The organism is Oribacterium sp. HCP28S3_H8 (assembly GCF_052064775.1).
Taxonomy (GTDB): domain Bacteria; phylum Bacillota; class Clostridia; order Lachnospirales; family Lachnospiraceae; genus Oribacterium.
The window spans coordinates 65937-81261 of record NZ_JBQHUZ010000006.1; the positions used below are offsets into that span (position 1 = coordinate 65937).

At 45.6% G+C, this 15325-nt stretch carries 11 protein-coding genes; 5 read left to right on the forward strand and 6 right to left on the reverse strand.

What is annotated here, in order from left to right; genetic code table 11:
- The first annotated feature begins 90 nt into the window (after window positions 1–90).
- Window positions 91–1779, forward strand: a complete 1689-nt coding sequence (locus ACTNEN_RS08460) for a PucR family transcriptional regulator (RefSeq protein WP_441205816.1) — start codon at window positions 91–93, stop codon at window positions 1777–1779.
- A 113-nt stretch (window positions 1780–1892) separates the two neighbouring features.
- A complete protein-coding gene (locus tag ACTNEN_RS08465; RefSeq protein WP_441205818.1) occupies window positions 1893–2432 on the forward strand; it encodes a PadR family transcriptional regulator in 540 nt (179 codons plus the stop codon).
- Window positions 2433–2476: 44 nt separating this feature from the next.
- On the opposite strand, the gene ACTNEN_RS08470 is transcribed toward ACTNEN_RS08465, so the two are convergent.
- Window positions 2477–4264 (reverse strand): PrpR N-terminal domain-containing protein, encoded by a 1788-nt coding sequence (locus ACTNEN_RS08470; RefSeq protein WP_441205819.1) that lies wholly within the window; start codon window positions 4262–4264, stop codon window positions 2477–2479.
- 282 nt (window positions 4265–4546) lie between these two features.
- Here ACTNEN_RS08470 and ACTNEN_RS08475 point away from each other — a divergent pair, with 282 nt between their 5' ends.
- Genes ACTNEN_RS08475 through ACTNEN_RS08485 form a run of 3 tightly spaced genes read left to right on the forward strand, consistent with a single transcriptional unit; the run spans window position 4547 to window position 8964 of the window.
- Window positions 4547–5686 (forward strand): TAXI family TRAP transporter solute-binding subunit, encoded by a 1140-nt coding sequence (locus ACTNEN_RS08475; RefSeq protein WP_441205820.1) that lies wholly within the window; start codon window positions 4547–4549, stop codon window positions 5684–5686.
- A gap of 12 nt (window positions 5687–5698) precedes the next feature.
- Window positions 5699–7720, forward strand: a complete 2022-nt coding sequence (locus tag ACTNEN_RS08480) for a TRAP transporter fused permease subunit (protein ID WP_441205822.1) — start codon at window positions 5699–5701, stop codon at window positions 7718–7720.
- A gap of 20 nt (window positions 7721–7740) precedes the next feature.
- On the forward strand, window positions 7741–8964 hold the full coding sequence (locus ACTNEN_RS08485) for a four-carbon acid sugar kinase family protein (protein ID WP_441205824.1): 1224 nt from the start codon (window positions 7741–7743) through the stop codon (window positions 8962–8964).
- Window positions 8965–9069: 105 nt separating this feature from the next.
- Here the strand turns inward: ACTNEN_RS08485 and ACTNEN_RS08490 are convergent, their stop codons facing one another.
- From ACTNEN_RS08490 to ACTNEN_RS08510, 5 genes are all read right to left on the reverse strand, one after another.
- Entirely contained in the window at window positions 9070–10176 is a 1107-nt protein-coding gene (locus tag ACTNEN_RS08490; protein WP_441205825.1) for a PdxA family dehydrogenase, read from the reverse strand.
- A 369-nt stretch (window positions 10177–10545) separates the two neighbouring features.
- Entirely contained in the window at window positions 10546–11457 is a 912-nt protein-coding gene (locus ACTNEN_RS08495) for a dihydrodipicolinate synthase family protein (RefSeq protein ID WP_441205827.1), read from the reverse strand.
- A 47-nt stretch (window positions 11458–11504) separates the two neighbouring features.
- Window positions 11505–11960, reverse strand: coding sequence for a YhcH/YjgK/YiaL family protein (locus ACTNEN_RS08500; protein WP_441205829.1), 456 nt, complete (start codon window positions 11958–11960; stop codon window positions 11505–11507).
- Window positions 11961–12009: 49 nt separating this feature from the next.
- Window positions 12010–13287 carry an SLC13 family permease gene (locus tag ACTNEN_RS08505; RefSeq protein ID WP_441205831.1) on the reverse strand — a complete coding sequence of 426 codons (1278 nt, stop codon included), beginning with the start codon at window positions 13285–13287 and terminating at the stop codon, window positions 12010–12012.
- 232 nt (window positions 13288–13519) lie between these two features.
- Window positions 13520–15319 carry a PrpR N-terminal domain-containing protein gene (locus tag ACTNEN_RS08510; protein ID WP_441205833.1) on the reverse strand — a complete coding sequence of 600 codons (1800 nt, stop codon included), beginning with the start codon at window positions 15317–15319 and terminating at the stop codon, window positions 13520–13522.
- Window positions 15320–15325: the final 6 nt, after the last annotated feature.

The following is a 15325-nucleotide window of genomic DNA, read 5'->3' on the forward strand; positions in this document are numbered from 1 at the left end:
ACGCATAGGATTTATGATCTTAATAAGTGCACTTTGCACATGAATCCGCTATAATGAGTACTATATTTCCTGAAAATGAGAGGAGATCTTATGGAATTGTTTCCCACTCTGCTGTTAATTCATCACCTTGACGGAAGTATCATTTTTAGCAATACAAAACAAGACTATCTATCCATTGATAAGGGGATCTGTCTTGTAGATCCCGATGCAGCAACCATGTGTCCGGGTTATCTTTATGTAGGCAAGTCTGCAGATGTTTTATCCCGTATACAGCACGGCGCATTTGATGCGGAATCAGACTACCTGGTCATTTCTTCCGGGGATTGTCCTGCATTATTTCAGGAGGGATGCATTCCCAAAAACATCCGGTTGATCGCCTGTAATTCCAAGCCCTGCGCTCTTTATAACGATGTCCATGATTACATGCATTCCTTTCACATCTGGCTGAAGCAACTGGATAATGTTCTCTATCATAATGCCGGTGTGGGAGAGCTTCTCCGGCTGGGAGCAGAAAAAATTGATGCAACGCTTCTTTTAATTAACGCCGGTTTTAAAGAAATAGCCGCTATATACAACCCTCACGTACAAGATGCCATAGCTCAGGAACTACACGCAAATGGATATCTCTCTTTTGAAACTATCGAAATGATCCACCGGGAGTCTCCCGTGCAATCGGGTGTTGACTGGATGCAGTACGTATCCTCTGCCAGCAATAATTACAACATGGTTCATTTGATTCGATACCATGATCAGCTGGTAGCACGTCTGATCATGACTCTTAATGGTCCGGAGTCTGATGCATATTACGGTGAGCTTCTTAAAATCCTGGCTTCTTATATTTCAAAATATATGTTTACGGAAGCAGGTGCAGATTATAGTGCCAATGCTGCACTCGGAAGTTTAGTCGCTGACCTGATTGAAGCACGCCTGACTGATCAGAAGGAACTTAATCAACGGCTTAAGCTGGTAAAACTGGCAGTAAAACGCTATTATCACCTGCTGATGATTCATTTTGAACGCAGCGCATCCAATGCGAATGCCAGCATTCCCTGGAACTATATCATTTCCCAGCTGGAATACATCTTTCCTTATAGCAATATAACAACCTACCGGGGAGACATCATACTTATGGTTAAGAAGCGGAAACGCAGCAGCCGGCTGCAATTTAATCAACTGCAGCTTCTGGAAATTTTAAAGCAATATAATGGCTATGCATCCATCGGAAATGCTTCAGAATTCCTTACCTCAATGCCTCCGATCTACCATCAGATCCATGACGCGCTTCGGCTTGCACGGAAAATTTCTCCGGAGAAACGGATTATTTACTATGAAGATTATGCCATGTATGAAATTGTCGAGATGGCTTTGAGTGGAGAGGGTGCGCAGCTTGCCAGTCAGAATCCCGCTCACTTGTGTAATAATGAACTAATTGCCCTGATCCTTTATGATCAAAAGTACGGAACAGATCTGTTAAACAGTCTGCGGGCATACCTGGACTGCGAGGGAAACACCAGCCAGGCTGCGGAATTACTCTATATCCACCGAAACACTATGCTAAACAAAATTCACAAAATTACAGATGTCCTCGGACACGACTTAAGCAGCACCATCACCAGAGACCGCTTAAAATTCAGTTACTATGTGCTGGACTATGCCAATAAATATCTGGGTCAGAATATACTGGAGCTTCACTCACCTACAGAAACGTCGCAAAAAGGCCGGTCAGAATTTCCATCTGGCGGACAAGAAGAATCAAATTCCGAAATTAGATACACGTAATACAGATGTATGAAATACTGCTATTTTTTGCTAAGATATTGTATGAAAATAATTATGGCCCATAGATCCTGTAAGTATCTAACTTACAGGATCCGGTGTTTTCCGGAGGATATATGCGGACACTTAAGTATGCACTTCTCGGTTTGATCAATCGTCAGTCTATGAGCGGATATGATATCACCAGAGAATTCAACAATAATAAACTTGCAAATTTCTGGCATGCCAAGCACAGCCAGGTATATCCAGAGCTGAACCGCCTTACAGAGGAGGGGCTGATCACCTGCGAACTCGTCAATCTTACCGATAAATTTGAAAAAAAGATGTATACCATCACTGATGCCGGAAAAAAGGAATTTGCAGCGTGGCTTTCGGAGGATGAACCTCTCGCACCTACGCCCAAGGATGTGTTTAGGCTACGTATGTATTTCTGCGAAAATATGACTCCGCAAGAGCTATCTCAGCATCTTGACAACGCTGTACTGCAGCACGAGAAATCTCTCGCAAAGCTCATGCATATCATGTCTGACACCTACGGTAATGTTCCGCCCGAAATCTGCACCCAGGCATATGGAGACTACATGGTCCTGGAGGGAGCGATCCTGCGCGAGGAATCCTATCTGGAATGGCTTCATAAATGCCTGGACCGCATGTAGAGCTTATAATGTATATAATCCTGCAGTCCATAATAACAGCCTCGCTACTGTTTCATCAGTTTCCAGACTGTAGTGCGGGATATGCCCAGTCGCTTTGCCGTCAATGTCTGGTTTTGTTTGCATTCTTTAAGAACTCGCCGCACAATGTCCCGGTTAATCTCATCCAGTGTACGGTCCAAGCGCATCGGTTCCTGTTCTGCAGCCGGCGATACATTAGCCAAAACCTCCCGCGACTCCATAGACAGAATCCGTGCAGTTTCTGCCAATGTAATGGTTTCGCTGCTTCTTGACACCAATTCCCGCATAACACGTTTCAGCTGAGCAAAATTACCGGGCCAGTCAAAATTTTTAAGCATCTCCAATGCACCACTCTCTATCCCCGCCACATCAACAGCCTCAGAGATACTGAGCTGACTTAAAAACAGATTAACCAAAGCCGGAATATGTTCTCTCAACTCGCGCAGCGGCAGCAGATTGAGTCTTAGGCATCCGAGACGGTCCATGATCTGGATTGCCTGCCTGGAAACTGCACCTGCATGAATTGTTGCAGAAAACAGCAGCTTATTGCGGGCAGCAACATCCATGTCTTTGAGCAGTGCCATCATCTGCTCAAAAACTTCTACAGGCAGATTTTCCATTCCGGAAAAATAAATCGTAAGATCTGAGTCTGCAAAAGGAGAATTATGGCTTGAAGCAAGAAATTCTCTTGATTTAGGTGTTAAAAGCTGGCATCGGATACAGACAAATGGATGATTACTGTGATTTGAGCGGAAATACAGCAGATTTGCCGCGGACTCTCGGCCGCTTCCCTCCTCTCCAAGCAATACAACCGGCTGTCTGGAATCCGCCAGTCTCAAGAAGTCTACTTCTCTGCCCAGAACATCAGAAGCATTAACAAAGATACTGCTGCTGAACTCCTGCCTTGCCTCCTGTTCCGTAAAGTATCGTATCCCCTGGCGGCTTCCTGAAAGAGGTGCTCTGCTTCTCGTAATAAAAAAAACCGCATACTCACGTTCCATTGACAATAGACGCTGTGCCTTAATACTATAAATTCCGCCGCTGATATATTTTACAATCCGCACTGTTTTATCTTTCTCCAGTGTTTTCATCTCCTGTTTCAATATATTCAAAAGCTCAGCGCTTTGCTCTGTCCTTAAATTAGAAAAGATCAGATTCTGCTGTTCATCAAATATCAGCGTTTCACTGCTCTGCCGGTTAATAATTTCCCTGAAAAAATGGTTTTCATCACGTAGCCTGCGCACATTCTGGCACAGCGTGCATGCATCAACAAATGCCTTACGGATCGCTCCCTGACTGGATGTGATCAGAACCGCATTCAGTCCATGATGCTTTGCCGAAGTATTTGCGGCCACATCACAGAGTACGATTCTGTATCCCAGGCGGTAAACCTCATCCATCGTAGGATCCACATCATCCGCCCGATCCACAGTAAAAATGCGCGGTGCAGCTTTGACCATCTCCGAGAGATTCTGAAACGCCATGGTAATATTTGGAAATCCAACCATAGCAAAGCGATCACTAATGTTCTCAGCCAGATGAATTGCCCGGAGAATGTCATACTCCGCAAGCTGTATCTCAATTACCGGAATATCCACCTGTTCCCGAAGCAAACGTGCTGTACCTCCGCGGGAAATTATGACATCATAATCCGCATGGAAATTGCTGCGTGCCTTGGTCACTCCCTCCTGCAAATCACCAGACATCGCAGTAAGCTCAATATCCGGAAATTCCAGCGCTGTCCTCTCCATGAGTGATTTTAACCCATCATAAGGAGCAATCCCGAGAATCCGAGTCTTTGAATGTTTATCCATGGTGCATCCCCCCCAAAAAAAAAATTGAACTCACGCCAAATACAGTCTCAATACAATCTAAAATTTCAGATATTTTTCTCAATATATAGTAATAATTATCATGTATTTATTATAACGTTCATAATTTAAACGTCAATATACATAAAATTAATAGAATATTTCAAATATTATTAGTAGTATTATCTCATACGGCGAAGTTCTGAACGATCATTAAGAAAATCGGCTAGGAATTTCCGTCAGATCGTTAAATTTATGAACACTCAAGAAAGGGAGGAGTTTCAAATGAAGAAAAATTTCATGAAGGCAACAGCAATCGGACTGGCAGCTTTGCTGGCAGCCAGCATGGCGGGATGCGGATCCTCAGGTACCTCACAGACCACAGCCGCCGCAAGTAAAGAGGCAGCTCCCGCTACTACGCAGGCTGCAGCAGCAGAGTCCTCACAGGCAGAAAGCAAGGATGCTGGCGGAAGTTCCGGAAATACCGATTTCAGTAACACCACACTGAATTTCTGGTCTGATAAGGTAGGATCCGGATCTTACAATATGATTGTTGCCATGTCCAAGGTTCTGGAGGAAAAGGGAGGCTTTAAGGAAGTAAACGTAGATCCGTCCTATCCTGGCGGCATGGGAGCTCCTTACATTTTCAAGGAAAACAACGTAGATCTTTCCTTTGTAAATGGTGCTCCGGCCAAATGGGCTTTGGAAACCGGTACTCTGGATCGTGAGCCGACCGATGGATATGCTGCAGTGATCGGCGGTCTGACACAGGTTGCTTATATCAACTGTATCTCCAACAAATTTCTCAAGGATAACAACGTATCCACAATCGAGGAAGTTTTTGAAAAGAAACTGCCGCTGAGAATCGGATGCTCTCAGAAGGGTTCCATGGACGCAGAAGGTGCTTATCTCCTGCTCGAGTATTTTGGCGTAACCGAAGATGATCTCAAGAGCTGGGGCGGTTCCATCACCAATCAGGGCGGTGACCAAAATGCCGAAGCACTTGCCGATGGTCAGATTGATTTCTACATTGACCACACATCTTCCGCTTCTTCCACGATGGCACAGATTGCCACCACATGTGATGTGACCTTCCTGCAGTGGGGTGATGATCTTGTGAACTGGTTTGTCGATAAAAAAGGATATGACAAGATCACGATTCCGGCAAATTCCTTTAAGGGACAGGACAAGGATCTGGTTCTTCCGGGATCTCCGGACTGCTTGTTTGCAAACACCAACCTTGATGCGGATACAGTTTATCAGATCACCAAGGTGCTCTCTGAAAATCGTGATGCACTGGTTGCAGAGTATGCTTCTCTGTCCGGATGGGATCCGAAGACAGCCTGGGAATCTCAGAAGATCGGCGGATGCCCGCTTCATCCAGGTGCAGAGCGTTACTATAAGGAAATGGGTTATATGAAATAATGAGGTTCGGCTATGAGCGATAATAAAAATCAAACCTTACAGAAATCGGAACAGGAACCGAAGCTGTCCAAGGCTGATGAGCTCGGTAAAAAGCTGGCCAAACAGGATGATGATGAAACAAAAATAGCAAAAATCATGCGGAAGGCGCCTATATGGCGCCGTTCCGCAATTATTGCGCTTTCTCTTTTCTGGGTGGTATTTCAGCTCTACATCAAGCTGATCAAGCCTTTGGATCCATGGTTTCAACTTCCGCTTCATATGTGTCTTGCCATGCTGATTGTATGGCTTATGAATCCGATGGAAGATAAGTCTAAAAACCACAGCAAGGCATGGTGGATTTATGATGGATTTCTGATTGCAGCTACCATATACATTTTTATTTATTATGCTTCTCATGCAGAGGCGTTGAATTACCGACTGTATTCTGTAGATAAGATGAAAACCGACGATGTCGTTGCCGGTACATTGCTCCTGATCTGCGTTATGGAAGCTGTACGCCGCGTGGTATCCATGTCGTTGTTCTGGGTCATCCTCTTTTTCATTGCCTATGCATGGTTCGGCCAGTTTGTCCCGGGAATCTTCCATTTCCAGGGCATCAGCTACAGTCGCTTTATTGAAACTCTGTCCCTCGGAGAAAATGGTATCTTTGGCTCTCCTCTCGGGACATCACTTAACACCTTGTTCTACTTCCTGATGTTCGGCTGCTTCTTTGCCAACTGCGGAGGTGGCTCTGTATTAACAGATGCAGGTTTAAAGCTTAGTGATAAGACCGTAGGTGGTCCGGCCAAAGCCGCTGTCATCTCCTCCGGTCTTATGGGTATGATTTCCGGCTCTGCCGTTGCCAATGTTACCGGTACTGGTGTATTCACTATTCCGCTTATGAAAAAGACCGGATACTCTCCCGAGGAAGCAGGCGCAGTTGAATCTGTAGCCTCCACCGGAGGCCAGATCATGCCGCCGATTATGGGTGCTGGTGCCTTTATCATGGCGGAAATCATTGGTATCCAGTATATCCATATTGCAGCAGCTGCGATCATACCGGCCCTTGGCTATTTCATCGCTGCTCTGATGGTCGTACATCTGATTGCCAGAAAAAAACACATTGGTAAAAACCCCAATGTGCATTATGATGGTGCACCAATCCTGCCTAGACTTTATCGTCTGATCCCCATTGTTGTGCTCGTTGCTCTGATCATTAAAGGTATGTCTCTGCCGAGAGCCGGCATCCTCTGCACAGTGATCGCTGTTGCAATCAGCTTTATCTCAAAGGATACCCGCATGAGTGGCAAGAAGTTCCTGCTGACAATGCTGGATGGTATCCGTCAGGCCGCAAATATCGCAATTCCGACAGCTGCCTGCGGTATCATGATCGGAATTGTTGTCCGCTCCGGTATTGCAGTAAAAATTGCCAAGATCATCGACCGTACCGGTAACAGCTCATTGTTTATTGCACTGCTCGTTGCGGCAATCGGCTGCATCATCCTGGGTATGGCACTGCCTACTGTGGCAGCCTACCTGATTGCTAATACACTGTTCATATCCGCCATCCAGGGATTAAGCATTTCCCCGCTGGTTGCTAATATGTTCATCTTCTATTTTGGCGTAGTAGCACAGATCACCCCGCCGGTTTGTCTTGCATCCTTTACCGCAGCAGGTATCGCCGGAGGCTCGGCATGGAAAACCGGATGGAAGGCATTTACCTTTGCCATCACCGGCTTCATCGTACCATTTATGTTTGTATATCGTCCGGCACTCCTGCTGGAAGGCACTGGTATACAAATCGCTCAGTCAGCAGCAATGCTGCTTTTTGCTACCTTCTGTCTCGCAGGCTGCGTTGCAGGGTATATGTTCCATGATCTGAAGGTCTGGGAACGTATTGTACTGGGAGTCATTGCTGTATTGTTCATCCTGCCGATGGACATCTCCGACGTACTCGGACTTGTCGCTGGTGTAATATTCCTTGCATACTGCTACCTCTGCGGTAAGAAGCAAAACTCTCATCCGGATGCACCGCAGCGTGAAGCTGCTTCCTGAAGGGAATGAGGTGACAGCGCATGGTAAAACTACTGATTTTGGCAGATGACTTTACCGGCGCACTGGACACAAGCGTTCAATTTGCAAAAAAAGGTGCTGTGTCATCTGTGATCGTCACACCGGAAATTGATTTTTCAGCCGTGGACGCAAACGTCCGGGTTTTGGTGGTCGATACAGAAACACGGCACCTTTCTTGTAACGAAGCCGGTAAAATCGTCGCTCAAATTACCGGACAAGCTGTAAAAGCAGGGATTCCCTATATTTACAAAAAGACAGATTCTGCGCTTAGAGGGAATGTTGGAGCAGAGCTTGCGGCTGTCGCAGAGCTTGTAGGAGGATGCATTCACTTTGTTCCGGCATTTCCCGAAATGGGACGAACAACCATTCACGGGATACAATATGTGAACGGCGTGCCTCTAGCCAAATCTGTATTTGGCGAGGATCCATTTGAACCAACACTTATTTCCAGTGTCCCGGATATATTGCGACAGGGCACGTCCATGCCCGTCACGCTTGTTGAAAGCCAGGATGCCCCGGAGTCCGGATCCGGTATCATACTCTATGATGCAGCAAGTCAGTCAGACATAAAAAAAATTGCCGTTTCGCTTTATAATAAGAAAAAACTGCACGTACTTGCCGGTTGTGCTGGTTTTGCCTCGGTACTGGCTGATTTACTACCTCTCTCCGACACCAAAGCCCCGCCTCCGGTCTACCCGGACCGCCTCCTGATGCTCTGTGGATCTGTAAATCCTGTTTCTATGCTGCAGATGGATCACGCTGAAAAGCTTGGTATACCACGGATCCATCTTCCATTGCGTCTGCTAGAAGATGGCATAGGCACCGGAGACAATCTGCAAAAACTAACAGACGACTGGATCCGAACCCTCGAGCAGAAGCATATCCTGATTCTCGATGTCAATCCGCCCGCAATCTCCAAAAGCAGACCGGATGTCCGGAAGGAAGAACGTTTGAAGGTTGCTGATCATCTTGGTTTGTTGTTAAAACGACTACTTGATGACGGTGTCACAGCTACATTGCTTCTTACCGGTGGCGATACAGTACTGGGGGTCATGCGGAACCTCTCCGTAAATTCTTTGGAGCCTTTGGAGGAGCTCCTGCCCGCAACAGTAATTTCCCGATTCCGGTATCAGGATTCCTATTATTACTGCATAACAAAATCAGGCGGCTTTGGCCGACCGGATCTGATTCTTGATCTTGCAAAGATCCTGCGCATCAACATGTAAAGCAGTTGATTTTAGATATCAGAATTATAAAAAGATCGGGAGAGCTTCCTTAATGGAGGCTCTCCCGATTTCGTATGTTTATATTCTGATCTCAAGAAGCATTGTTTACTTATTCAGCTGCTTCTGTGCCTTACGATAGGATGCCATCTGCAGTGCTGCATCAATAGCATTGACAAGAGACAGTTCATTGGCCTTGCCGTTTCCTGCATGACCAAATCCTGTACCATGATCAACCGAAACTCGTACAATCGGAAGTCCCAGTGTCATATTGATACCAGCAACAGCCTCCCAGTGTTTCTCTGCCTTGTTGTAAACAAAGCCCTTAACCTTAAGTGGGATATGTCCCTGATCGTGATACATTACAACAACGATGTCATACCATCCGCCAAGGGCTTTGGAAAATACAGTATCAGGAGGAGTCGGCTTTTTCTCCGGGATATTGATACCTTCCTTCAGTGCCTCATCAATGGCAGGCTGGATCTCCTCGATCTCCTCGCGGCCAAACATGCCGTCCTCACCACAGTGCGGATTAAGTCCGGCAACACCAATCTTAGGATTAGCAATGCCGAGTGCCTTACATGCTTCATTAGCCATATGGATACAATCAAGTACACGATCCTTCTTTACACGATCACATGCCTCTCTAAGAGATACATGTGTAGATACATGTACTACGCGGAGATCTTCATGTGCAAGCATCATCGCATATTTCTTGGTATGCGTATAATCTGCATAGATTTCAGTATGGCCGGAGTAATGATGTCCTGCCATATTGATGGCTTCCTTGGAAAGTGCATTGGTTACTGTTGCATCAACCTTGTCTTCCATAGCAAGCTTGATAATATAAACAACATACTGGAACGCAGCTTCACCGCCCAGCTTGCAAGCACCAATATGGAATGGCTGAGGACCATTGGGATCATTCAGTGTATTTGGGATCTGATCCGCAGGAACAATACCAAGATCGATGAGATCAATGGTACCATACTCATACTTACCTTCCTCCGGCTCCTTTACAACATTAAGCTTAAGGTCAATGTTGTCTACCTTTTTAGCTACCGCAAGAGCATACTCCATAGAGGACTTATCGCCAACCAGCAGTGGCTTGCATCTGTCATAAAGAGTTTTATCATTTAAAGCTTTAACAGAAATTTCCGGTCCGTTACCAAACGGATCTCCCATAGAAATCGCAACGATTGGTCTGTCTGCCATATTCTCCTCCTAAAATAAGCCTGGCACAAGGCGGGACCTGTCTCAATCCTCTATCATCCTTTGCGTCAGTAATAAGAAATATCTGATCTGTTATTATAATAGCAAACCACAACGCCGGTATTCAATGTGTTCAGCTGCATTATTTGACCAATTATTAAACATTATTACTGTAAGAGTTCTGGGTTTGTTTCATATATGAACGGTTAAACTATAATGCAAAAAGTGTTCACCAAAAAAAGAAATCAGAGTAGCAATCCTGGTCGAAACTGGCATAAAATGCAGCAGGGCTGCCCGCATACGCAGACAGCCCTGCTGCATTTTATTTGGATATTTAGATAATCAGCTTAGGATAAATCAAGCCCGATGCAATTACCACATACCATTGGCTTTGTTCTCTTCCAGATTCTTTTTGATCGCTTCGATCTTAGCATCCGGGATCATGTTAAACGGTGCACGGCAGAGACCTACATTGTAGCCCATCAGACGTACTGCAGTCTTTACAACTGTGTTTGGATTGCAACCTGCGAAGTTGGCACGGAACGGAGCAATGGCATCCTGATATTTCTTAGCCTCATCCCAGTTGCCTGCCATAAACTCATTGTAAATCATGGCCATGTTATGCGGATAAGCATTTGCACAGCCTGCGATTCCGCCGGTACCACCTGCCTTAAGAGTCCAGATGATCAGCTGATCATTGCCGGACAGAACGGAGAATTTACCATTGGTCTTTGTCTTACCTGCATCAATATATCCAAGGATATTTTTGAAATCACCGGAAGAATCCTTGGCACCTACAATATTGTCTACCTGTGCAAGCTTGGCAACCGTCTTCGGCTCAATCTTGTTGCCTGTACGTGCTGGAATGTTGTAAAGTACGATCGGCATATCCGGAACTGCTGCTGCAACAGTCTCGTAATGTCTCTGGATTTCATCCTGTGATGCTGCTGCAAAGGACGGAGTAATGATAGAAAGCACATCTGCGCCGCAGGCCTCAGCCATCTTGGACTGCTCGATGGTTTCCTTTGTGGAGATGCATCCGGAGCCTGCATATACCGGTACACGTCCGTTTACATGCTTAACTACAGTAGAGAGTACCAGTTCCTTTTCCTTGCCATTTAAAATGTAACCCTCACCATTGGTGCCGAAGCAGAAAATCGCATGGATACCTGCGTCAATCATACGATCAACCTGCTCCTTAAGTACATCGGTGTTGATGGACTCATCCTCATGCATCGGAGTAATGATGGGTACGATAATGCCCTTAATGTCAACTTGCTTCATTGCGTAATCCTCCTTTATTATTTCATGTCGTGTCTTAAAAATACTGTTTACTTCTCAACCGGAAGCTTCAAAATGATTTTTGTAAAAGACTGCTGCTCTTTGGAATGCGAAATGGCCTTATGTCCATCGCTTGGAAATGCAGCCCAGAACATGCCCTTTGTAATTTTGATCTGATGCTCAAAAGTACCAGTATAACGCGCCATGTCCTTTGCTTCATCATACGGAATTACCTCTGTAAGCTCCTTAAGCTCCTTCCATGAAATTTCCTCAGAGCCATCCAGGATAATCTGGACATCAATGTACTTTCTGTGCGCTTCAAAGGTACCCTCGGTAAAAGGTTTTGTCACGCCCTTCTGCACTTTAAAAAATCCGCCATCAAAGTCATATCGACCTTCCTCAAGCTCTCCCTTAGCCTGTGCTGCCTTGATGGCAGCAAGGCCTTCTTTGAGATTTGGAAGGATCGGCGCATAATTTTCAATGTGTTCAAGACTGTCAATAATCATGTTTTCCTCTCCTTTGCTTTCACTGACTGCTTCGCAGCATGACGTTACGTTATTTCATCGGGAAGAGCAGCACTGCTCCAACCGTAAGGAACAATAGTCTGATAAAGTACTGAGGTACCGTATATTTCCAGAACTCGACAATATTATAATCACCGGCGCCCATAATCATTGCTGGCATACCATCAATCGGCAGGAAATGTCCGCACCATCCGGAAACAACAATGGCTGCTGCAGCCGCTGTCGGATCAAGACCGAGCTTCATGCAGGTTGTAATTGCAAGCGGTGCAAATACATATACAGTACCGATAGTGGAACCGGTTAATGTTGCAAGTACAGATGTAAGGATGCAGAATGCGAAGATCAGGATAAACGGATTTACGTTAGATCCAAGCATATTGGCAACGGTCTGTCCAACAAGATCGGTAAGACCTGTACTTCCCATGGCATCTGCAATACCGATAACACCTGCAGACATCAGGATGATCGGAGCGCTGATCGCATCACGAATCTCGTTCCATGTCATAACCTTTGCAATCCAGAGACCTGCAACCGCAAGACCTGTAATTGCATATCCGGCATCGCCGATCTTACTCTGCAGGATCATGCCGACAACCGCAATCACAAACAGCACATAGGTCGCTTTTTCCTGACCAGCAGTCAGCTTTACTTCATCTGTACCCTTTTCCTCCTGCTTTTCTGCCGCTGCAATCGGATGATCCGGTAGTGTCTTATATGCAAGCAGTGCCCATGCAAGGAAGCCGATGGAAAGCGCAAGGTTTACAATAGAGAACTTCACAAGATCAACATTAGCCATTGCTCCGGACGCCTGCAGAACCGCTGTAACAATACCATACTGCAGTGCAACATTAATCGGGATCAGCGGATGGTTTGCTGCAAATCCGGCAGGCATCAGAACTCTGGAAGGGGGTAATTCCTTGCTCTCCGGCAATGTTGACAAAAGGCCGATCACCAGTACGTAATATGCTGTAGATCCGGTACCAAAGATGGAATCTCCAAGCATGACAGCAAGAATAATCAGCACATACGCCTTAAAACCTCCACGGGTAGCAAGATTAAAAATCGTGTTCTTAAACTTGCCAAGGAAGCTCGTCTTCTGGAGACCTGCAACGATCGCCATGAAGGAAGCAAGCATGATGATGGATGAATTGGCAAATCCTCCAAATGCCGTCTTAATATCTACGACCTGGAAAATTACCATCAAAAGACAGGCAATCAGTGGTGGTGCACCAAACGGAAGTTTATCCCACATGATCAAAATGACCATGAAGATAATGATGACTAACGCAGTAATCATTGAAACGCTCATAATATCTCCTCCTAATACGTCCTCATTTAGGAATACTGTCCACTTTTCTCTTCCGAAGGATCATATATTCCCTAAATGTTTACTGTACTCATCTTATTCGCATTTGCATGCTTCTTCAACGAGACTGCGTTTTTATTGTGTTTCATAAATAATCATTTTATAAAATTATTCTAAAACAAGCTTCAATATGTTCTATTTTGCACCACTTGTTCAATGTATACAATCAATGTCTTTACCCATTTTCTTTTTTAGAAATATATCTCCACAGAGTGGTCCGGCTGATCCCAAGCTGTCGGGCTGTTTTACTCTGATTTCCTCCATTGTCCTTCAGAATCTGTTCAACAATATTCTTTGTAATCTGCTCCAGCGTCATATGTGGAAATGTTTTATCAGACATCTCCGACATCAGCATCTGATAAGACGTCGTTGCTCGTTCCTTTTCCAGAAGCTCCGCAATCGTGCCGGTCCTGATGTAGGAGGTTGTGGTTTCCGATGCCGCCTCCACCAGGATTCGCTGGAACTGACGGTAATTCTGCGGCCAGCTGTACTGCTCCAAAAGCGCTATCGCACCCGGCTCCAGTCCGATGATCTCCCGTCCGAGGTCCATATTTAACCGGGAGAGATAGAAGCTTGCGAGAAGCGGGATTTCCTCCGCCCTGGTGCTAAGCGCCGGCAGCCCGATATTGACGCAGTAGAGCTTCTTACGGTAATCCTCAATCTGCTGGCGTACCGTTGCATCATTGCTGTCCACGGCAGAAAAAATCAAACGGTTCCGGCGCTGCAGATTGGTATCCAGGATCGACGACAACAGCCTCCGATGCTTATCCTTTGGGATCTTGTCTGCATTCTCAAAATAAATCGTATTATCATTGTCATTGAACGGCGAATTATAATGATTCAAAAGATATTCCCATCCCCGATCATCCATAATTCCGCAATCAATCGTAATCAGCGGATGGTCACTTAAGCTGCTCTTGGCATAGATCCGTCCGGCGATCAGCTTCTTGCCGGTCCCCTCCTCCGACAAAATCATAACCGGATACTTTGACTTGCAGATCTCTTCTATTTTCTCATTCAGAAGCCCCATCGCACCTGCAATACTGTAAAAGCTGTTGTAATACTCCTCGTCTATTTCTTGTTTGTCGTTAAAGTGAATACCGTATTTGCCTGTCGCAAGAGGGATTTTGGATGCGGTAAAGTAAAAAACCACATACTTTTTATCCTTATAAAACAGCTTTCTTGCATTCACCGAGTACAGTACCTTATCAATGGTCCGGAAAAATTTTCTGTCGTTTTCCCTGAGAACCACCTGCACTTCCTTTCGCAGTGTTTTAATAAACACATCGGCATTTTCCGCTGTCTCATCCCAGGTCGACAGATAGATGGTTCCATCCTCCTCCATTACAATGGTGCTGGAACCATTGTCCTTAAGGATACTGCGGAGAAAACGGTTTTCCTCCTGTATGCTCACAAACCTTCTGCAGATTTCAGTGGCATTATGAAATGCCGTCAGAATACTCTCCGTCCCCGAGGTGATCAGGATCGAGTTCATTTCCAGCAAATTTGCCGTATGTTGTGTGACCATATCGCAGATCACCATGCGAATGCCTCTTGCCTTTAATCCCGCCAGCACATCTTTGGCTTCCGCCTCATCATGGATCGTGACAATCTCTGTCCGGTTCTCAATAAGATCGCAGAGCAGATGCGCGGTTTCCGTGATGTTTTCAAAGCCCACGATGGCATAGGCCTCCTGATAATTGTTGGCAAGCTTCATTGCCCGGATGATATCATAGACCGACATGGAAATGTAGATCACCGGAAGCTGTGTCACTCTGGCAATCATCTGTGCTGTACCTCCACGGGAAATGATGGCATCAAATCCATCCTTCTCGTGCTCCTTGACAATTCGTACACCCTCCTCCAGATCTCCAACAAATCCGTGATACTCCACATCATCTATGGATGCCGCTATATTTTCCATCATCTTGTTGAGAGCTTCATAAGGCGCCACGCCAAGAATTTTGTATTTCATAAGTTC